Annotated in this window: 22 protein-coding genes; 16 read left to right on the top strand and 6 right to left on the bottom strand. The window is 44.3% G+C overall.

Features of this window, described 5'->3' with window-relative positions; genetic code table 11:
• Positions 1–2: 2 nt before the first annotated feature.
• The 5 genes from ABHN01_RS05140 to ABHN01_RS05120 all read left to right on the top strand — a co-directional run bounded on the left by ABHN01_RS05140 (position 3) and on the right by ABHN01_RS05120 (position 4,304).
• A complete protein-coding gene (locus ABHN01_RS05140) occupies positions 3–284 on the top strand; it encodes a PTS sugar transporter subunit IIB (protein WP_290401180.1) in 282 nt (93 codons plus the stop codon).
• A 23-nt stretch (positions 285–307) separates the two neighbouring features.
• On the top strand, positions 308–1,678 hold the full coding sequence (locus tag ABHN01_RS05135) for a PTS ascorbate transporter subunit IIC (RefSeq protein ID WP_290401181.1): 1,371 nt from the start codon (positions 308–310) through the stop codon (positions 1,676–1,678).
• Between the two features lie 28 nt (positions 1,679–1,706).
• Positions 1,707–2,558, top strand: a complete 852-nt coding sequence (locus ABHN01_RS05130) for a transketolase (protein WP_429874656.1) — start codon at positions 1,707–1,709, stop codon at positions 2,556–2,558.
• Positions 2,555–3,517: a transketolase family protein gene (locus ABHN01_RS05125; RefSeq protein ID WP_429874655.1), complete on the top strand. Its 963-nt coding sequence runs from the start codon at positions 2,555–2,557 to the stop codon at positions 3,515–3,517. Before ABHN01_RS05130 ends, ABHN01_RS05125 begins: the two co-directional genes overlap by 4 nt.
• 184 nt (positions 3,518–3,701) lie before the next feature.
• Positions 3,702–4,304 carry a hypothetical protein gene (locus ABHN01_RS05120; protein WP_429874654.1) on the top strand — a complete coding sequence of 201 codons (603 nt, stop codon included), beginning with the start codon at positions 3,702–3,704 and terminating at the stop codon, positions 4,302–4,304.
• Between the two features lie 31 nt (positions 4,305–4,335).
• Here ABHN01_RS05120 and ABHN01_RS05115 read toward each other — a convergent pair whose 3' ends face one another.
• Complete coding sequence (locus tag ABHN01_RS05115) at positions 4,336–6,453, bottom strand: SH3 domain-containing protein (protein ID WP_429874653.1); 2,118 nt, start codon at positions 6,451–6,453, stop codon at positions 4,336–4,338.
• 280 nt (positions 6,454–6,733) lie between these two features.
• On the opposite strand from ABHN01_RS05115, the gene ABHN01_RS05110 reads away from it, so the two are divergent.
• On the top strand, positions 6,734–8,293 hold the full coding sequence (locus tag ABHN01_RS05110) for a fatty acid--CoA ligase (RefSeq protein ID WP_429874652.1): 1,560 nt from the start codon (positions 6,734–6,736) through the stop codon (positions 8,291–8,293).
• Positions 8,294–8,335: 42 nt separating this feature from the next.
• On the opposite strand, the gene ABHN01_RS05105 is transcribed toward ABHN01_RS05110, so the two are convergent.
• From ABHN01_RS05105 to ABHN01_RS05085, 5 genes are all read right to left on the bottom strand, one after another.
• On the bottom strand, positions 8,336–8,725 hold the full coding sequence (locus tag ABHN01_RS05105; RefSeq protein WP_429874651.1) for a CBS domain-containing protein: 390 nt from the start codon (positions 8,723–8,725) through the stop codon (positions 8,336–8,338).
• Between the two features lie 134 nt (positions 8,726–8,859).
• Positions 8,860–9,258, bottom strand: coding sequence for a hypothetical protein (locus ABHN01_RS05100; RefSeq protein ID WP_290401188.1), 399 nt, complete (start codon positions 9,256–9,258; stop codon positions 8,860–8,862).
• 11 nt (positions 9,259–9,269) lie between these two features.
• Positions 9,270–9,797, bottom strand: a complete 528-nt coding sequence (locus ABHN01_RS05095) for an NAD(P)H-dependent oxidoreductase (protein WP_429874650.1) — start codon at positions 9,795–9,797, stop codon at positions 9,270–9,272.
• 34 nt (positions 9,798–9,831) lie between these two features.
• Positions 9,832–11,454, bottom strand: coding sequence for a DHA2 family efflux MFS transporter permease subunit (locus ABHN01_RS05090; protein WP_429874649.1), 1,623 nt, complete (start codon positions 11,452–11,454; stop codon positions 9,832–9,834).
• A 44-nt stretch (positions 11,455–11,498) separates the two neighbouring features.
• A complete protein-coding gene (locus tag ABHN01_RS05085; protein WP_429874648.1) occupies positions 11,499–12,137 on the bottom strand; it encodes an HlyD family efflux transporter periplasmic adaptor subunit in 639 nt (212 codons plus the stop codon).
• A gap of 231 nt (positions 12,138–12,368) precedes the next feature.
• Between ABHN01_RS05085 and ABHN01_RS05080 the strand changes: the two genes are divergently transcribed.
• From ABHN01_RS05080 to ABHN01_RS05035, 10 genes are all read left to right on the top strand, one after another.
• Complete coding sequence (locus ABHN01_RS05080) at positions 12,369–12,818, top strand: MarR family winged helix-turn-helix transcriptional regulator (RefSeq protein ID WP_290401192.1); 450 nt, start codon at positions 12,369–12,371, stop codon at positions 12,816–12,818.
• 54 nt (positions 12,819–12,872) lie between these two features.
• A complete protein-coding gene (locus tag ABHN01_RS05075) occupies positions 12,873–13,292 on the top strand; it encodes a MarR family winged helix-turn-helix transcriptional regulator (RefSeq protein ID WP_429874647.1) in 420 nt (139 codons plus the stop codon).
• Positions 13,293–13,394: 102 nt separating this feature from the next.
• A complete protein-coding gene (gene pssA, locus ABHN01_RS05070) occupies positions 13,395–14,102 on the top strand; it encodes a CDP-diacylglycerol--serine O-phosphatidyltransferase (RefSeq protein ID WP_429874646.1) in 708 nt (235 codons plus the stop codon).
• A gap of 281 nt (positions 14,103–14,383) precedes the next feature.
• Positions 14,384–15,022, top strand: a complete 639-nt coding sequence (locus tag ABHN01_RS05065) for a TetR/AcrR family transcriptional regulator (protein ID WP_429874645.1) — start codon at positions 14,384–14,386, stop codon at positions 15,020–15,022.
• Positions 15,023–15,035: 13 nt separating this feature from the next.
• Positions 15,036–15,929, top strand: a complete 894-nt coding sequence (locus tag ABHN01_RS05060) for an ABC transporter ATP-binding protein (protein ID WP_429874644.1) — start codon at positions 15,036–15,038, stop codon at positions 15,927–15,929.
• Entirely contained in the window at positions 15,926–16,723 is a 798-nt protein-coding gene (locus tag ABHN01_RS05055) for an ABC transporter permease subunit (protein WP_429874643.1), read from the top strand. Before ABHN01_RS05060 ends, ABHN01_RS05055 begins: the two co-directional genes overlap by 4 nt.
• Before the next feature lie 25 nt (positions 16,724–16,748).
• Positions 16,749–17,543 (top strand): ABC transporter permease subunit, encoded by a 795-nt coding sequence (locus tag ABHN01_RS05050; RefSeq protein ID WP_429874642.1) that lies wholly within the window; start codon positions 16,749–16,751, stop codon positions 17,541–17,543.
• Positions 17,544–17,748: 205 nt separating this feature from the next.
• Entirely contained in the window at positions 17,749–18,594 is an 846-nt protein-coding gene (locus tag ABHN01_RS05045; RefSeq protein WP_429874641.1) for a MurR/RpiR family transcriptional regulator, read from the top strand.
• Positions 18,595–18,743: 149 nt separating this feature from the next.
• Positions 18,744–20,132 (top strand): amino acid permease, encoded by a 1,389-nt coding sequence (locus ABHN01_RS05040; RefSeq protein ID WP_429874668.1) that lies wholly within the window; start codon positions 18,744–18,746, stop codon positions 20,130–20,132.
• A gap of 13 nt (positions 20,133–20,145) precedes the next feature.
• Complete coding sequence (locus ABHN01_RS05035) at positions 20,146–20,964, top strand: GNAT family N-acetyltransferase (protein ID WP_429874640.1); 819 nt, start codon at positions 20,146–20,148, stop codon at positions 20,962–20,964.
• The last annotated feature ends 7 nt before the right edge of the window (positions 20,965–20,971 follow it).

The following is a 20,971-nucleotide window of genomic DNA, read 5'->3' as shown; positions in this document are numbered from 1 at the left end:
AAATGAAAATTTTAGCTATTTGCGGTTCAGGTTTAGGAAGCAGTTTTATTCTTGAAATGAATGTTCAGGAAATTATTAACGAGCTGGGGGTGTCAGGTGTGGAGGTAAGCCATTCTGATTTAAGCTCTGCGACCCCTGATATGGCAGATCTATTTATCGCTGCCAGGGATATTGCGGAAAGTGCCACCCACTTGGGAGAGGTCGTTGTCATTGACAGCATTATTGATATGGATGGAATTCGAGAGAAACTAAGAGAAGAGTTTACCAAAAAAGGAATGCTCTAAAGAGCCTGAAGGGGGAACTGGTCATGGGTGAAAGATTTCTTAAATTGATGATGGATATTCTAAGTCAGCCTGCTGTTCTTGTTGCTTTGATTTCTTTGATTGGTCTGCTTCTTCAGAAAAAACCAGCGAGTGAGGTTGTCAAAGGAACAACAAAGTCCTTTTTAGGATTTCTTGTTATTGCTGCAGGCGCAAATATCCTCGTTGGGGCACTCGATCCATTCGGAAAAATGTTTCAGGAAGCGTTTCATGTAAATGGTGTCGTGCCCAATAATGAAGCCATTGTAGCAATGGCATTGACAAAGTACGGATCGGCTACGGCATTAATCATGTTTTTTGGAATGATTGCCAACATTCTCGTTGCCAGATTTACCAAATTAAAATATATCTTTCTCACAGGACATCACACATTATACATGGCTTGTATGATTGCCATTATATTGGTGGTTTCAGGGTTAAAAGGGATAGGGCTCATTGTTGTGGGTTCCATTGCCCTTGGTTTAACGATGGCAGTTTTCCCGGCGATGACCCAGCCTTTTATGCGAAAAATAGTAGGAAACGATAATGTAGGATTCGGACACTTCTCTTCTCTTGGCTATATCCTGTCAGGATTGGTAGGAAAAGCAGTTGGAAAGGGATCTCGCTCTACAGAGAAAATCAATTTCCCTAAAGGCCTTGCTTTTCTTCGTGACAGTTCAGTCACTATTGCACTTACGATGACGGTTCTTTACTTGGTTATTGCCTTGTTTGCGGGCCCTTCCTATGTTGAGAAGGAATTAAGCAATGGAACACATTACCTTGTCTTCGCTGTCATTCAGGCGGTCACATTTGCTGCCGGGGTGTTTGTGATCCTTTCCGGTGTTCGACTCGTATTGGCTGAAATTGTACCTGCTTTTAAAGGAATATCTACTAAACTCGTGCCAAATTCCAAACCTGCACTTGATTGTCCAATTGTATTTCCTTATGCACCAAACGCGGTTTTAATAGGTTTTTTCTGCAGCTTTTTGGGCGGAATCGTAGGCATGGCAATCTTGGGCTGGGCTGGTGCCGTAATCATATTGCCAGGAGTTGTCCCTCATTTCTTTACAGGGGCTACGGCAGGTGTATTCGGTAATGCTACAGGAGGTATACGCGGTGCGACCATTGGATCGTTTGCTAACGGTTTGCTTATTACATTTCTTCCTGTTTTCCTGCTTCCGGTACTTGGGGATCTTGGATTTGCGAATACCACCTTCTCAGACAGCGACTTTGGGGGCGCTGGAATTATTTTAGGAAATGTGGCTGATTCGTTCGGGGCGACAGGTGTTACGGTCTTTGTGGCAGCCATGTTAGTGATTGCCGTTCTCTTCGGGTTACGAAAAAAACCGCAGCAAGAAAAGGAAGAGATTTCGGCTTAAAGCGAAGTGCTAATATGGGAGGTTTTCGATGAGTCAAACGATTACTGAAATGGAACTCTTAAGAGATAAGATCCGTTTAAAAACGTTAAAGGAACTCCACCATCTGGGCTTTGGTCATTATGGGGGCAGCTTATCGATTGTTGAAACGCTGGCTGTGCTATATGGAGGCGTCATGAAGATTGACCGTGCCAACCCCAAGTGGGAGGAACGGGATTACTTTATCCTGTCAAAAGGCCACGGAGGCCCGGCGTATTATGCGGCCTTAGCAATGAAGGGATTTTTCGCGGAAGAGGTGCTGTACACTCTAAATCAGAATGGGACATCGCTGCCCTCGCACCCTGATCGAAACCTGACATCGGGAGTCGATATGACAACAGGTTCACTTGGCCAGGGTATTTCTGTAGCGGTAGGGGTGGCTCTTTCTCATAAACTGTCAGGCAAGTCGAATAGCACCTATTGCATTGTGGGTGACGGTGAATTAAACGAGGGGCAGTGCTGGGAGGCGTTTCAGTTTGCGGCGCATCACAAATTACACCATCTTTCTGTTTTTGTAGATGATAATAAAAAGCAGCTCGACGGATTAACAAAGGATATCATCGAGCCCATCGATTTTGCTGAAAAGTTTAATGCCTTTGGATTCTATACCTTAAAAGTAGACGGAAGCTCCATTCCTGAAATTTACGATGCGATTAAGCTTGGAAAGTCGCAAATTGAAAAACCGGTTGCCATTGTATTAGACACGATAAAAGGCCAGGGCGTTCCATACCTTGAAACAAAAGCAGACAATCACCACATCCGTCCTAATGCTAAAGATGAAGCGGCCATACTCGAAGCGATAGCAGAACTTGAGCGCAGTATGGAAAGGAGGATAACAGGATGATTGAATCAGCAGCTGCATTTTACGAAGTGGAAGAAGTTGAAATGAGGCAGGCATATGCCAGCACTCTGCTTGAGCTGGCAAAACAAAATCCAAACATCATTGCACTGGAAGCTGACCTCATGAGCTCGATCTCTACCAATAAAATTCAGGGGCAGATACCGGGGCAGCTGATCAACTGCGGCATCATGGAAGCCAACATGATGGGAGTAGCTGCCGGGCTCGCACTGACAGGAAAAATTCCTTTTCTCCATACATTTGCCCAGTTTGCAACCCGACGTGCCTTTGATCAGTTGTTTGTCTCAGGGGGATATGCACGGTTAAACCTGAAAATTTTGGGCTCTGATTCAGGGGTAACGGCGGAACACAATGGTGGAACACATATGGCATTTGAAGATATGGGACTCGTTCGTCTGATCCCGAATGCCGTTGTATACGAAGCAAGCGACTCAACCATGTTGTCCTATTTACTCCGTAAAATTTCCAGTGAATACGGTGTGCATTATATACGGACGATGAGGAAAGCAGCCATGAAAATTTATAATTCCGGCGAGACTTTTGAAGAAGGAAAAGGAAAGATTCTCCGTGAAGGAGGCGATGTAACGATCATCGCCAGTGGGATCATGGTAGCCGAGGCTTTAAAGGCTGCCGATATCCTCCGAAATCATGGAGTACGGACAACGGTGGTAGATATGTATTCCATAAAGCCGATCGATGAAGAGTTAATTATTAAGTTGGCAAGAAAAACGGGGGCAGTCGTAACCGCGGAAAACCACAATGTCATTGGAGGGCTGGGAAGTGCAGTGGCTGAAGTATTAAGTGAGCATTGTCCTACACCTTTGAGAAGGATCGGCGTCAGGGAACAGTTTGGCCAGGTAGGTAAAACTGAATATTTGAAGGAAGTTTACAACCTGGCAGCCAAGAATATTGCCGAGGCTGTAAGAGAGTTAAAGCCGTATTAAAAGCAAACCCATTGGGTTTGCTTTTTTTCATCACATCCACTACCGAAGATAAACGAAATCTTCTCCCAGTAAATAAGAATTTATTCCTAGATAGAAAAGGTGAAAAAAGTAAAAAACTCACATTCAATTATTGGATATTTATGGAATAATAATACTTGTTTAATCCATAAAGGAGGGAATTAGATTGAAAGTATTAAAAGCTATGTTAGTTTCAGTCAGCTTGTTTGCATTGTGCCTGACATACGTGCCGAAGCCGGCAGAAGCAGCTAAAGTGAAGGGGTTTGATTACAAAGCAGGAGATATATTGATCACCAAATCCTATAACTCCTACAAATTGGTCGGTCATGCGGGAATTGTGCTGCCCGATGGAAAAAATGTTCTCTTTACGAGCATGAGCTACAATAAAAAGCCTTATGTGTGGAGCATCAGCAAGTGGCTAGACCATTATGACACGACGAAGGTCGTTCGCCACAATAAAGCGTCTGTTGCAAACAAAGCAGCTCAAAATGCGTATGATAATTATTGGAAGAAAGGCGCGAAATATAAAAATAGTACATATAAGGTTTCAACTGATCCTACTAATCGAAAATATTTGTATTGTTCCGAGATCGTTTGGCAGGCTTATTATTATGGAACTGGCGTTGATTATCAAATGAAAATGTATAACCATGGTACCGGAAAGGAAATCTACGTAAGACCCTCTGTAGTAAAGCCGTATTTCTATGTGGACACAGAACTTCAAAAACATAATGGCTTTAAAACGGTGAAGAAGATCAATTGGAAGTAAATAAAAAAAGCAGACATTATGTCTGCTTTTTTTATTTACCGATGGTTTTGTAGGCGGGGATCTCCAGAATGAGTTTATAAGATGAGAGCAGTTTGTACAGGTTGTACATTTGGGTCGTCTGTTTGGAAGCCCAGCCGATATCTGTTGCATATTGATGAGTCGCCGTGCCGGTTAAAGACGCAGCCAGCGGATTCCATCTCATTTTATAAAGAGTATCCTGTCCAGCCTGGATATAATCTTTGGAAATAAACTTTGCTCCGCCGATAATGGCGGCTCTAGGGGTAAACCAGCCTTCGTCGTAGGCGCGTTTGGCTCCCATGTTGATCGGGTCGCGGTCAACCGCTCCAATTCCATACATATTGTAAACGGTTTTGCCATTATAGACGACACCGGTTGCGAGTTTGGATTTTCCGTTCCCGGTTTCAAGCAAAGCATGGGAGATGAGGTAAATTTCATTTATTCCGTACGCTTTTCCAGCTTCAATAAAAGCATCGGCGTTTCCTTCCAAAATGCCCTTGCCTGCCAGAATCTTTTCATTGACTTCACTGTTATCTAAGCTCGCACTCTGAGAAAGTTTTAAAAATTGATAGGACTTAACCGGATCGTTTTTAAAATTGTTAACGTTCAGCTGGTATCTTACGTCCTTAGGGCTGGCATTGACCCATGTTTTATTGTAGATCACCTGATACCAGGTATAGCCGTCAGAGCCTTTAACCGTATTCACTATCTGAAGCTTTTCCCCGTTGCTGACATTGCCGACAACCCAGTATTGATCTCCTGCGCCGCCCCTGACACGCCAGCCGGTCCCATCCACCACCCCGGTGGTGCTGCTCGTAAGATCAAGCGCATCTTTACGGATAAACGTAGTGTACTTTTTATCGGTTTGCGGGTTCACTTTCATCTGAATGGCGGCCATCTCATCCAGTGTCATTCCATAAGCTGTATTGGTGATCCCTGGATTGGTTTCTGCCTGAACCGCCAAGTAGGAAGTACTGACATACCCGGTTTTTCCGCCGGCAGATACTTTGGCCCAGCCCTTGGCCTCCGAATGAACGGTGACAGGCGTGTTGTGTTTAAGTACGGCCATTATGGAATACGTAGTTGCAGGACCAGAACGCATGTTAAGGCTCGAGTTTATTCCGACCTTAACAAACTTAGTCACTGTCTTTGCAGGTTCAGCAGGCTTGCTGGGCACTGGCTTAGCAGCAGAGAGATAGCTTGAATCCACATACCCGTTTTTATTGTTGGCCTTAATCTTAGCCCAGCCATTGGATTCGGAATAGACCGTTACTTGCAGGCCGTTCACAAGTTTAGTAATGATGGCTGCATTGGCCGAAGGGCTTTTTCTCAGATTTAGCTTATCGGATGATGATACCTTTACATATTTGGTTGTCGGTTTGGGAGCTGGCTTGGATGCACTAACCACCGGCTTCTTGGCAGATAGATACACGGAGCCGGCATACCCGTCCTTGCCATTGGCTTTGATTTTAGCCCACCCTTTCGACTCGGAATAGACCGTAACCGCTAAACCATTCTTTAGTTTTGTTACGATCGCTGATGTGGCAGAAGCACTTTTTCTCAGATTGAGAGTGTCTCCTGACTTCACCATAACATATTTCGTAACGGTTTTCGGTTTAGCTGTATTTGGGGCAGCCGGAGGGTTTGAAGTGGACAAATAAGCTGAGCTGACATAGCCTGTTTTTCCACCGGCTGTGATTTTTGACCATCCCCTGGATTCAGAATAGAAGGTCACCTTTGTTCCTTTTGCTAATTTGGCGATGACCGCTGCACTTGAAGAGGCGCTTTTGCGCATATTTAAAGTGCCCTGGCTTACTTTTACATATTTAATGGCCGTTTGTGGTTTCGCGGCGCTTATCGTTGTTTTGGCTGAAGGTTTGGTAATCAGGTACTTGGAACTGACATAGCCATATTTCCCGTTGTACTTAAGCCTTGCCCATCCTTTGCTTTCTGAATAGACGATTACCTTGTTGCCTTGGCGATAATGGCTGACTTTGTCGTTGCGCTTTTTCGCAAGTTCAGGCTTGAGCTTGCACTGACATTCACATACTTCGTTTTTAACTCCTGAGCGGACACGGGTTTGGCATGTATACTCTGGTATAAAGCGGCTGTGGTTAGTACGGCAAAACAAAACCCCGGAATTGCTAGCTTTTTCATCTCGATCTCCTCTGCACATCATTCTAAAATCAAAATGCTTCACATTGTTTGATTCATAGATGTGTATCGGCCACTGGTACGAAATGTTTTATTACATTTAGTTAACAAATCGGAAAAATAGTTCTATTTACGCAGACGATTAACAAGGGATTCAAAGGCATTCTGGGGAATTAGTACCTAACAGATTATAGGCTCTAACAACTTCAGCATGGCATTGCTTGTTTTCACTCTAAAAAAAGTGGGAGGAAGAATGGATGTATCCGACGATTGGAAGGTTATTTGAGCAGACGGTAAGCAAGTATCCGAATAAGGAAGCGCTGGTTGATGTGTCCTGTAACCGAAGATGGACGTATGGAGAATGGGATCAGTATGTCAACCGGACTGCACAGGCGTTCTTAGCTGCGGGGGTAAAGAAGGGGGATGTGGTTTCTGTCTTCATGTACAACACGAGTGAATTTGCGACGGTTTACTTTGCTTGTGCAAAAATAGGCGCCGTCATCAATGCGATTAATTTCCGGTTAAAATCAGGTGAAGTCTCGTATATTCTCAATGATTCCAAACCTGTTCTTTTTATTTATGAAAAAGATCTGGAGCAGCAGGTGAAGGTTTTGTTTGATGAGTTTCCACTTGTTTCCTTCTGGTCGGTCAGCGATGAAGCACCGGAGCGGGCAGTTCGTTTTCACGACAGGGTTCAAGAAGCTCAAGGCTCACCGCCACATGTTGAAATGGACGAGAACGACTTGTATGCGATCATGTATACGAGCGGAACGACTGGACAGCCAAAAGGAGTGATGCACCGCCACAGGGACATGGTCGAGCAGAGTTTAACCTGCATGCAGGCTCTGCAGCTGAGGCCGTCAGACAGAGGATTGGCGGCTGCTCCCATGTTCCATTGTGCTGAACTGCACTGTGCATTTTTGCCGCGGGTCCATAATGGATGTACGACAGTAATCATGCACCATTTTGATGCAAAAAAAGTCCTTCAAACGATTCAGGACGAAAAAATTTCGGTGATGTTTGCCGCGCCTACCATGTGGAACATGATGCTGCAGGAAGAACTCTCTCAATACGAGACCTCTTCCATGAGGTTCGGTCTTTATGGCGGAGCATCGATGGCCCCCGTTCTCGTTCGGGCGCTTGGGGAGAAGCTGGGCATTCAGCTTGTACAAGCGTATGGTATGACGGAGATGGGACCCGCTATCGCCTTTTTGTTTGAAGACGAACAGGAAGCAAAAGCCGGCTCTGCCGGAAAAGCTTGCTTTAATCATGAAATCCGTGTCGTTCGGCCCGGTACTAAAGGTCCGTCTGACCCCGAAGACATCCTTCCGCCGGGAGAGGCCGGAGAGATCATCGTCCGGGGGCCAAGCATGATGAAAGGGTACTACAACCGGTATGATGCAACCGAGCAAGCAGTACATAAAGGATGGTATCATAGCGGAGATATTGGTTATATGGATGAGGAAGGATACCTTTTTGTTTCTGACCGGATGGACGATATGATAATCAGCGGGGGAGAAAATATCTACCCGCGTGAAGTGGAAGATCTTTTATACGAGCATGACGGAGTACTTGATGTAGCTGTGCTTGGAGAGCCTGATGAAAAGTGGGGAGAGCGGGTGACGGCCATCGTCGTGAGGAAAACAGGGGAACTTTCCGAGGAAAACCTTGATGCCTTCTGTAAAAACAGCCAGAAGCTGGCGGATTACAAGCGGCCAAGAAGATTTGTTTTTGTCGATGAAATGCCGAGAAACGCAAGCGGCAAAATTCAAAAGTTCCTGCTCCGTGAAAAGTATACAAACATACCTGCACAATAAAAAAGCAGCCGGTGACGGCTGCTTTTTAACACGAAAGTTCCATTACAATTGCTGAAGGAGGGCTTGCTGAATTCTTCGGATAACGTCTCCGCGGCTGATGACACCGACAACCCGTTTTTCCTTGTCAACCACCGGAAGCTTTTTAAAGTGATGTTTAGCGAGAAGATGCAGTACTTTTTCCATTTCATCCTGCGGAGAAACGGTGACGAGTCCTGTTCGCTTGGCGATTTTCAGCACGGAAACTTCCCCTAATTCTTTAAGATAGCTTTCGAGCTCCTGCCTTTCTTCATAGATGACGAAGGAAAAGAAATCATAGATTTGCCGTTCACGGGGTTTGATGGAACGTAATATATCACCGTCGGACACCATACCAAGCAGCTTTCCGTGCTCATCGACCACTGGCACTCCACCGATCTTTTCTTGAACAAGCAAACGAAGGACGTTTCGGAGGGTATCATCCGGGTTGGCTTTAATTGGAGATCATGAACTCTTGAACTTTCATAAAAAGCACCTCTTTTAAAATGGTTAGTGAAAAGCCATAGAAGTCAACATTCTATGGCTTTTCTCTATTTATTATCGCGTTTTTTATTCATTGCTTTTAAAGCGTTGCGGTAATCGCTATCTTTCATCGAAAGCTTCTCCGGTTCATCCTGAGGAGCCGCAGGCTTAGACGTTTTTAATCTCTGCAATGCATGACGGTACTCGATGTCACCCATCTCATTCGAGTCTTTCTCAGGCACGTTCTCTTGTACTGCTGGCGATGATGCAGCTATATTCTCGTGATTTTCCTGGGCAGCGGCGGTTTCATCTCGTGCAGGTTTGTGCACGGGTTCTTCCACAGCTGGAGACTGAACGTCTTCATTCTCCGTATTTGCCTTGTTCCTGGCGGCAAAAGCCCTCGTATTAATAACAATTAAGACTGCAATTAAAATCACGGCGACTACTATAAGTAATATGCCGATCATTTTTCCATCACCTACCGTTCTGTAAATTGCTGTACAACCTGAGCTACACGCTCTCCCAATGCGCGTCCAAGCGCCTGGTCGTCCTCGGTAATGAGGTCATTCCCTTCAATCGGACAAGTTATTCCGACGCCGTAGTAAGATCCATACAGGGCATTTTCCGGGATGTTGCCAGGAAGGCCTGCAATAATCATACCTTGGTGAAGCATTGGAGTAATGAGGTTAAGAAGAGTCGCTTCCAATCCTCCGTGGGTGGTGGCTGTTGTACAGAATACAGCCCCCACTTTGTTGATGAGTTTTCCTTCCGCCCATAAATAGCCAAGCTTGTCGATCCAGCTTTTTAGGCCAGAGCTGATGGTTCCGAAATGGCCGGGGCATCCCCAAATGATCGCATCCATCTTAGGAAGGGAATAAACATCAGCTTCATCTACATGCTGCAGGTACACATTGGCGCCGCTCACTTGCTGTGCTCCGGCTGCGATGGATTCGGCTAATGCCTTTGTGTGGCCGCCTTCACTATCATAGACAATACATATATTCATGAAACATTCCTCCAGATTTTAATACAGTACGTTGTTAGGACACGTTCTTAGGCGCAGGCAGCAGCAGAATTTCATCTTTCTGAGGCACTGGCGCGGCCGCTTCTCTGACCTTGTCTTTTCGAACGTCACGGAGAAAGAGGCTTAGTACCAAACCAATGGCCGAAATAACGGTTGCGATAATGAAAGCATCGTTAATGCCATTAATGCTGGACTGCTGGCTCGCTTTTCCAAATAGAATCGTTACCGCCTGCTGCTGAGCCTGTGAAACAGGCAGATGCAGTGTGACCGCTACTTTTTGAACAAATTCATGGAAGGATGCCATAAAGAAAGGATCAGCTGTATTCATGGATCCCTCCATTTCATTCATATGAAACGTTGTCCGGTTTGTAAAAATCGTAGTGATCAGGCTGATACCAATGGAGCCCGAGACCTGGCGCAGCGTATTGGACATCGATGTACCATGGCTGCTCAGGTGCTTAGGCAGCTGGTTAAGACCCGCTGTCATGATCGGCATCATTAAGAATGACATTCCGAACATACGGAACATATATAGGATGACGATGAACGTGTAAGGTGTATCCATCGTTAATCGTGTAAAGAAATAAGTCGTTACCGTTGTGATCGCCATACCAAAAATCGCGAGAGGACGAGGCCCCAATTTATCAAACAGTGTTCCTGAGACCGGAGACATGACCAGCATGATCAATGCTCCCGGCAGCAATAGCAGTCCGGAATCAAGCGGTGAATAGCCGCGGATGGTCTGCAGATAGATCGGAAGCAAGAACATCCCGGAGAATAAACTGATCGTCAAAACGACATTTATAACACTGGCTAATGAGAAGATTCCATAGTTAAAGATCCGCATGTCGAGCAGCGGCTTCTCAATACGAAGCTGCCTGATCGTGAAAATCATGAGCAGGACAGCCCCTGCAATCATGGTTGAAAGTACGACCGCATCATCCCAGCCATCATTTCCTGCTTCACTGAATCCATAAAGGAGCAGCGACATACCGGCAAGAGATGTAAAGACGGAAGGGCCATCAACCGTAACCTTTTTTGGCGGCTGTATGTCCTTCAGGCTGAAAAACGCGAGAATTAAGACGACAAAACCGAGCGGCACCATTCCAGTAAAGAGAAGATGCCAGTCATAGTTCTGTACGACGAAACCTGAGAGTGTGGGGCCGACTGCTGGAGCAAACATCATGGCAAGACCAAAAATCCCCATCCCTTTACCTCGGATTTCCGGAGGGAATATAAAGATAATGATGGTCATTACAAGAGGTGCCAGCACACCGCCGCCAACGGCCTGGATTAAACGTCCAACCAGCATGATCGGGAACCCTGTTGAGATCCCGCAGATCAAAGAGCCGAGCGTAAAGCAGAACATGGCGAACAAAAAGAGGCGGCGAACCGCGAACCGCTCAATCAGAAACGGTGAGAGCGGAATAAGTGCACCATTGACCAGCATATAGCCTGTCAGCAGCCATTGTGCTGTATTTGCTGACACTCCGAATTCCGTGATTAAGTGGGGAATGGCCACGTTCAGCAGCGTCTGATTCAGGATTGCAAGGAATAAACCGACCATGAGTATGGCTAATAAAGGAATAAATCTTTTTATATTGTGTGAGTCTTGCGGCTGTTGAAATTCGCTTGACATGTTATTCTTCCTCCTTTCTTAGGAAGTATCATTCTGATCAATCATTAGTTTTTAGAAATTTTTACTTCTGCGTTCATACCTGGCAATACTTTATCAGATGAGTTTGTGATTGGAATTTTAACAGGTACAGTTTGAGTTACTTTTGTGTAGTTGCCGTCATCGTTTGATTTAGGCATTAATGAGAATAAAGAATTTGTGGCAAAACCAATTTTTTCAACGTTCCCATCAAGGGTAGTTTCATCGTCACCATCGACAGTAACGTCAACTGGGTCACCCTCTTCAATATCTTTTAATTCGTCTTCTTTAATGTTCGCGATCACGTATAGATCGTCCATGTTGACTTCACTTGCAAGGGTTTGGCCCGCTTGAACCATTTGGTCATCGCTCGCTTGTTTTTTAATGATGGTTCCATCGGCAGGAGTTTTAATATCCATTGATTTTTCAGCACCGGAAATTTTTCCGATTTTATCATCCTTTGTGACCTTTTTACCTTCTTCCAGGTTCCAATCAGAAAGTTTTCCATCGGTTGGAGCTGTGATGTTGCGCAGATCACCTGTTACCTTTGCATTGTCAGTCGAAACATAATTGCTATTCTGGAAATAGTAATACGCTCCTCCTGCGATTAAAACTATGACTACGAGAAATGCTACGATGTTGGTCATGAGTAAACGACCTCTAGACATTTAGTTGCCCTCCTTAATTATTAATATTATTAACTGTAGATCACAGCTAACTGTTAATGATTGATACCTCTGTGAAGTTTTACTTTTATCCAAAGATACTTTATGATAAAGGTATTATATAAGTAAACACTTTACCACAAAAAGGCTGAAGTGCACAATAAAAATGAATTTTAATTTTTTAAGGGTTAATGATACTATCATGTTGAGCCAAATAACCCAAAGGGGATTGCCATGGAACAAAAATTACAAGCTCAAATCGAGCAGCTTGATCGCATCAAGGACACGTTCTTTCAATTGCAAAGAGCGTTTATTCAAAATCAAATCAAGGAATTCCCATATAGTTTGACACCAACCAAGTACGCGGTGCTTAAGATGCTGTTTCAGAAACAAAGAAGCATGGTAGTGGATATTTCCAAGACGATGGGAATGACTTCAGGAGCGACAACGACACTTTTGAACCAGCTGGAAGAAGACCAGCTGATCCAGCGTACACGTGATGAAAAGGATCGGAGAGTGGTCTGGGTCGTATTATCGGAAGCCGGAGAATCGCTCATTTCTGCCATCATTGAAAAACGGAATGGCTTTTGGGCAGAAATGCTTTCCACTCTAACCAAGGAAGAGCAAGATGAATATATTCGATTGTTAAAAAAAATAGAAGCTGGGATTAAAGCCAAAGTTTGACGCAAGCCAGGCTTTGCTTCATCATTTCCTGCAATGCCAGCAAGGAGAATAGCTATGAAAAACCGAGAAGCGCTCGTTCAGGATCTCGTGACAACCTATAGAAATCAAAATAGAAAGGCCAGGGCATGTTTTCATCCTTTGCTAAAGGATTTTATTCCGCTTAACGAATATGCGGCTCTAAAGGTACTTCGCTGCCACGGTGATCAGATGGTATCGGAAATTGCGGATCGGCTGCAGGTGACGAACAGCCATATTTCTGTGACAAGCGATAAATTGATCAACCGCGGTCTCGTCACACGAAAACACAGTGAGCAGGACCGGAGAATCGTTTATTTATCGATCACGCCAAAAGGGGAACAGCTCGGGGATGAAATGGATCAAGTCCTGCATGATTTCTATCAGGAAACGTTCAGTGAATTTACAGTAGAAGAAATAGAAATATTTATCAAGTTATTGAATAAAATAAAAGTGTAAATCAGAAGGGGGAGGCACCCTTTTTCATTGGGAATTCGATTGTAAATTTTCTGAAATGCTTTAGTATTAAAGGGTATAGTCTACATACAAAGGACGTGCTCAATGAAAAAGCATATACCCAATCTGCTGACACTTGGAAATTTATATTGCGGTTTTTTTTCGATCGGCTATATTATAGAGGGCGACAGCAAGAACGCCACCATCCTGATCTTTATCGCCATCATGCTCGATGCGGTTGACGGCAGGGCAGCAAGAATTCTTGGAGTGACCAATGAGATGGGAAAGGAACTCGATTCCCTAGCAGATATCGTTTCATTCGGGGTAGCACCAGCCTTTTTAGCCGCTCATACGTACTTTGCCGACTTTCATTATATATACGGGGTAGCGATGTCCGGAATCTTTCCAGTGTTCGGAGCCTACCGTCTGGCCCGTTTCAATGTAACCTCCCAAGAAGAATCGCTAAAGCACTTCACCGGAATCCCGATCACACTGGCAGGAGCGATCGTTACGTTCTTGGTTCTGTTTGTAAAAATGATCCCGCTGTGGGTTTTCATCATTGCTTTCTACGGGTTGGCGATTCTGATGGTCAGCACCATTAAAATTCCAAGCTTCAAAAACATCAAACTGCCCAAAAACGGTGTCATCGTCACTCTGTTTTTGTTCTATATGTTCTATCTCCTGGCTAAGGCAAGATTTGAGAAAGTGCCGGTGTTCTTCTATGTAGCACTGGCGATCTACATCCTGTTTATCATCATTCGGTTTATCCGTGTTAAAGAGCCGAGGCTTCCGAAGTGGAAGCGCGGGAGATGATCTTGGAGCACCCATCCTTATTAGTGAAGGATGGGTGTTTTTGTGTGTCAAAACATGTCGATGTATGCCTAACATCAATATGCAGTTTTCGAACGCCTCCTTTTAGAGCTCAAGCCATGGAAATCGTTATCATCATAAAGCAAACAAAAACTTATGCATTTTCACCGGGAATATCTTTGCAGCAGCCTGGCTGAATTTTGACGAAAAAATCTTGTTGACCAGAGTGGTCAACGAGCATATACTGACATTGACCGATATGGTCAACCGATTGGCGATAAATGATGAAAGAAGTGCTGCCTGTGTTTTCGAAATTTTACAATCTGGAAGATGAAAAACAAATCAAAATCTTGAATGCTGCCATCAAAGTGTATGTGCAGAAGGGGTATGACCATGCTTCGACCAACGAAATCGTGAAGGAGGCTGGCATATCTAAAGGATTGCTGTTTCATTACTTTAAGAATAAAAAGACGTTGTATCTTTTTTTGTTTGATCACTGTATGGAGGTGGTCGTGGAAGACTTTTACAAAAAGGTGGTCATGGAGGAAACAGACTTCTTCAAAAGGCTCCAGGACATGACGCTGATTAAGATTGAGCTTCTTCATACGTATCCAGATATCTTCCGATTTTTTGAGAAAGCGCTGCTGGAGGAATCGGATCAAATCAGAGGCGATTTTCAAAGCAAGATTAAGGATTTTAAGGCTAGCAGCTGCACGTGGCTTTTTGATGGAATTGACACCTCGAAGTTTCGGGACGATCTGGATCTTACAAAAGTCATTAAAAGTATGCTTTGGGCTTTTGATGGCCTCAGTGAAGAAATACTGGCCAAAGCGAAAGTGCAGGATGAGGCGGTTGATTATGACGAGGTGTTTGCGGAAGCCAGTGAGTACATTGATTTATTCAAAAAGGCTTATTACAGATAAGGAGGCTTGGGCCATGAATGTGATTGAAATTAAGAACTTAACGAAAAGATATGGCAATGCCAGAGGAATCGAGGACATCAGCTTTCATGTGGAAGAAGGGGAGATCTTTGGTTTCATCGGTCCGAATGGCGCCGGTAAATCCACAACACTCCGAACACTGTTGTCCATCATCTTTCCAACAAGCGGAAGCGCAACGATTTTCGGTAAAGACGTCATTAAACACGGGCCGGAAATCAAAAAACAAATCGGGTATCTGCCTTCAGAGGTGTTCTACTACGACAAAATGAAAGTGAAGGACCTCCTGAACTATTCGGCGAGCTTTTATAAAAAAGACTGCAGAAAAAGGATTCATGAACTCGCGGAAATCATGGATCTGAACCTTAATAAGCGCATCGAGGATTTGTCCTACGGAAACCGGAAAAAGGTGGGTATCGTTCAGGGGATGCTGCACGAGCCGAAGCTGATCATTCTGGATGAGCCGACTGGGGGATTGGATCCGTTGATGCAGCAAAAGTTCTTTGATTTATTAAAAGAAGAGAACAAAAAGGGAGCGACCATCCTGTTTTCTTCCCACATTCTGAGTGAAGTGCAGAAGATGTGTGACCGGGTCGCGATCATTAAAGAAGGAGAGCTCATTACCGTCGAGAAGATCAGCACCCTTCAGGAAAACAACCATAAGAAGATTAGAATTGAAACAAAACAGCCGGTGGATGCTGGATGGTTTGCAGTGGATGGCGTCACCAACATTGAGAGTGATGGTCATAAAATCAGCTTCCTGTACAGCGGCAACATTAACATCATCATGAAAAAGCTTGCCGAAATGGAACTGTCCAACCTTTGGGTGGATGAACCAGACCTTGAGGAAATCTTTCTTCATTATTATGAGAAGGAGGAGGGTTCCAAGTGAATATCTTCTTGCATGAGCTTAAGGTGAACCGTAAGTCCATGCTAATATGGGCATTTGCGCTGGCGGCAGTCACGGTGCTGTTTTTTTCGATCTACCCATCAGTTGAAAAGGATGGTGATCAGTTTATTAAGGTCCTTCAAAATTATCCGGAAGGTGTGCTTAAGGCATTAGGCGTTCAGATCAGCACGATCACATCACTTCTGGGATTTTACTCGTATTTCTTTTTATATGTGATGCTGTGCGGTGCCATTCAGGCGATGAACCTTGGCACTGGCATTCTTTCCAAGGAAGTCAGCGGGAAGACAGCCGAGTTTATTCTCACGAAACCAGTGACAAGAGCACGGATCATCACGTCTAAGCTGCTGGCTGTCCTTTGTACGCTGGTTTTCACGAATGTCATTTTTATCGCTGTTTCATACGGTATGGCATCTGCAGCAGCGACATCTGATTTTAATGAAAAAGCTTTCTTTTTCATGTCTGCGGCAAATTTCTTTGTTCAACTCGTGTTTGCATCGCTTGGTTTTCTCGTAGCTTCAGCTTTTTCAAGGATTCGGCAAGTATTGCCGATTTCGCTCGGTACGGTATTTGCTTTCTTTATCATCAGCACGTTCGGCTCTGTTATAGGGGATAAAGCCATACGTTATATTACACCGTTTAAATTTTTCGATCTGCCGTATATTATGAAGCATTCCTCTTATGAACCGGTATATATCAGTATTGGTGCGTCCGTTGTAGTGGTGGCGGTGGCTGCCAGTTACATGCTGTTTACGAAAAAAGACATCCATGCGGCATAGCAGGATAAGGAAGAGGTGACAAACAATGAATATCTTTTGGAGAGAGCTGAAATATAGCCGTAAGTCCATGATTTGGTGGTGCGTCGGCATTCTGTTTATGGTGGTTTCAGGAATGAGCAAGTATGGAACGATGAAAAGTTCCGGGCAGTCGGCGAACGAGATCTTCGGTGCGATGCCTAAATCACTTCAGGCGATATTTGGGTTGAGCTCACTGGATTTGTCAACGGTCATGGGGTTTTACGGAATGCTGTTTTCGTATCTCGTCTTAATGGCAACTATCCATGCTGTCATGCTCGGAGCCAATATGGTTGCAAAAGAAGAGCGTGACAAAACATCAGAGTTTCTAATGGCCAAACCCGTCTCCCGCATAAAAATCATAACATCGAAGCTTGCAGCATCACTCGTGCTGCTCGTTATCTTTAATCTCGTAACCTATGCTTTTTCCACTGCCATGGTGAAGCACTATGAGTCCACTGCAGACACAGGTGAGATTTGGAAGCTCATGGCTGGATTGTTTTTGCTGCAGGTCTTGTTCCTGGCAATCGGCATGGTGATCGCGGCTATCACCAAGCATCCTAAGAGGGCCACGTCCCTGGCGGCCGGGATCCTTCTCGCTGCCTATATCCTGTCGATCGTCATCGAACTGAATGACAAGCTTGATGCTCTCAAGTACATTACGCCTTTTAAATACTTTGAGGCGAAGAACCTGTTAAGTGACAGCGGGGTGGACGCGGTGTTGGTTACTCTGGCAGCGGTTATTTGTGCAGCTTGCTTATCGGCTGCCTTTGTCTTTTATAAAAAGAGAGATTTGAAGAGTTAAAGAAAATGCAGGGACAAAACCATCTTCCCGGATGGTTTTGTTTTTTTATGGATCAGCGTGTATAGCAACTTTCAAAATGAATAATCGGAATAGTCGAAAAGTATTCTCATTCTTCTTTCAATATGGTAGTGTAAGAATTAACGAAGTATTTGATTCTCTTTTATAAAAAATGAAGGATTTAATTCTAAAAGGAAAGGAGTATTTGATGGATCAGCTTCCTTTTAAACGTTTAGTAAAAGAAAAATTCCCGCATTTATCGGGAGGCCAGAAAAAGGTCGCAAACTATCTGATCGAAAACCTGGATGAAGCAGTCTTTAAGACCGCTTATCAGATTGGAAAAAAAGCAGGTGTAAGTGAAACGACGGTTATACGTCTTTCTTACGCATTAGGCTTTGAAAGTTTCAGTAAAATGCATGATCAGATTCAAGATCAGCTGCTGCAACTGGCTCAAACTGATCATTTGAAGGAAAAAGAACGTGATGACCGCCATGATCTTTTTACCAAAGTCATCGAAAGCGAAGTCCACATTTTAAGGCATCTCTTAAACGAGGCCAATGTCCAGGAAATTTGGAAGGCAGTAGAGGTCTTGATCCAGGCGGATCAAATATTAATTGCGGGTCATCGTATTTCACATGCAGCGGCTTACTGGTTTTCCTATACGCTAGGCTCTTTACGAGAAAATGTTTGGTTAAGTTCTCCTTCTGGAGATTTTTTTGAAAAGTTCTGCAGTCTTACCGACAAATCGGCCGTCGTTATCTTCTCTTTTCCGAGATATGCAACCGAAGCCCTGAAAATGGCAGAAATCGCGAAAAAACACGGGATTTGCCTCATATCGGTCACTGACCGTCTCCTTTCTCCCGTCGGAAGCATTTCTGATATTGCATTAACCACGGAAGAAAATGCAGAAGCCGGCCCGAATTCCATTGCGTCTGTTATTACCTTATTGGATCTGATCATTGCAGGTATTTATGAGAAGGACAAAAAACGCATTCAAACCAGGCAGGAAAAATTAGAGAATCTGTACACAAACTACGATGTTTTTAGTGAATAAGAAAAAGAAAAAGACGGATAAAAATTAGAGAAAGAGGTGTAATAATCATCGTGCAAAATTCTCCATCAGCCGTTCGTATTGAAGATGCAGCACGGCCAGTTTCCGGCGAAACACACTTGGAGAGAAAGCTTAAAACAAGACATCTTTCCATGATTGCCATTGGAGGCACCATTGGAACGGGACTGTTTTTAGCCAGTGGTTCAATCATTCACACAGCAGGACCCGGCGGTGCAGTTGCTGCTTATTTGGTTGCAGGTGTTATGGTTTACTTTCTCATGACGAGCTTAGCTGAAATGGCGGCGTTCATTCCTATTACCGGTTCTTTTAGTACGTATACGTCCAAGTTTGTCGATCCTGCTCTGGGATTTGCAATAGGCTGGAACTATTGGTATAACAATGCAATTGTCGTCGCTCTGGAATTGGCAGCTTCATCTCTGATCATGAAATACTGGCTTCCTGGTGTGCCTGGTATTGTCTGGAGTGCTTTATTTTTGGCTCTTATCTTCGGCTTAAATATTTTATCGGTAAAGGGTTATGGTGAATCTGAGTTTTGGTTTGCGATCATAAAGGTAGCGACTATTATTATTTTCTTAGCTGTAGGAGTGTTGATGATTTTTGGGATTATGCACGGGAATTCAGCAGGATTTGAAAATTTCACTAAGGGACCGGCGCCGTTTAATGGAGGTATTTTTTCTATTTTAGGAGTGTTTATGGTGGTCGGCTTTGCCTTTCAGGGTACGGAGCTCGTAGGGATTGCGGCAGGAGAAAGTGAAAACCCGAAAAAGAACATCCCAAAAGCAATTAAACAGATTTTCTGGAGACTGCTTTTATTCTATGTACTGGCCATTATTGTCATTGGATTTTTGATCAGTTATGATGACCCGCGATTGTTAAGCACGGATATACAAGATATTGCGGTCAGCCCTTTTACGCTCGTCTTTAAAAATGCAGGGCTTGCGATGGCAGCTTCTGTTATGAATGCAGTCATTCTTACTTCTGTGCTATCCGCCGGAAATTCAGCGATGTATGGAGCATCGCGGGTCTTATGGGTACTTGCTAAAGAGGGCAAAGCCCCTTCGTTCCTGAAAAAAGTAAATGCAGGCGGGGTGCCGGCAAACGCCGTGTACTTTTCCGCCATTATTGGGATGGCCGCTTTTCTAACTTCGCTTTTTGGAGAGGGAACGGTCTATACTTGGCTGCTGAATGCAGCAGGCCTGTCGGGCTTCCTTTCATGGCTGGGAATTTCCATTACACATTATCGCTTCCGAAAAGCCTACCTGGCTCAGGGTAGAGCGTTACATGATTTGCCATACGTATCTAAATGGTTTCCGCTAGGTCCGATCTTGGCTACCGTCCTGTGCCTGACTGCCATATTCGGACAAAATTACGCTGCTTTCTTTGGAACGCAGATCGACTGGTATGGCATATTAGTGTCCTATATTGGACTTCCTTTGTTTTTACTTGCTTTTCTCGGATACAAAATGATAAAGAAAACAAAAATGGTTCCATTGCAGAAAGCGGATTTCAACCAGGATTAAACGGAGGTGCTGCATGACACAGAGTATTGTAATCCGATCCCTTCGTCTTATTGAAGAGCTGGAGGATGTAAGAAGGCTGGAGGCAAAGATCTGGGGAGAAGCCGACTCGACACCATCACACCAGACCATTACTGCAGTGAAAAACGGCGGATTGGTATTAGGAGCCTATGACGGGGAACGCCTGGTGGGATTTCAATACAGCTTTCCAGGATATAACGGAAAAACGAGTTATCTTTGTTCCCATATGCTTGGGATTGATGAAGAGTTTCGAAATAAAAAAATTGGAGAGAAATTAAAGATCGCCCAGTGTGAGGAGGCAAAAAAGATAGGCTACCCTCTTATTACCTGGACGTATGATCCATTGGAAAGTATTAATGGTTATTTGAATATCTCAAAGCTTGGCGGCGTTTGTTCTTCCTATATTAAAAACTGTTATGGTGAACTGGAAGATCCATTGAACAGTAAAATTCCTACAGACCGCTTTCTTGTCGAATGGCATATCTATCAGGAGCACATCCCCCGCAGATCTTCGGTTCATCACCTTGAACAGGCGGTGGAAATGTCACTCATTCAATGGAAGAAAAATGGGGACGGGCTGCCCGTTCCTTTGAGCGCTCCTCTGGCTGGGACAGAAAGCGATAAGGCGATTGTGGCTATCCCAAAGAATTTTAGAATGATCAGAGAAGCCAGCCTGAAGGAAGCCATAAACTGGCGTTTGAAAACACGGGAAATTTTTACTGGCTTGTTTCAGAACGGCTGGCAGGTGACCGATTTCATAAAGAATGACGTTAAGGAGCTTCCAGTACAATTTTATGTGCTGACCAAAAGATAATTGGACT

The organism is Fictibacillus sp. NRS-1165 (assembly GCF_050468105.1).
GTDB lineage: Bacteria > Bacillota > Bacilli > Bacillales > Fictibacillaceae > Fictibacillus_C > Fictibacillus_C terrinigri.
The sequence above is the reverse complement of the archived record's forward strand: the minus strand, read 5'-3'. Positions and strand labels throughout refer to the sequence as shown.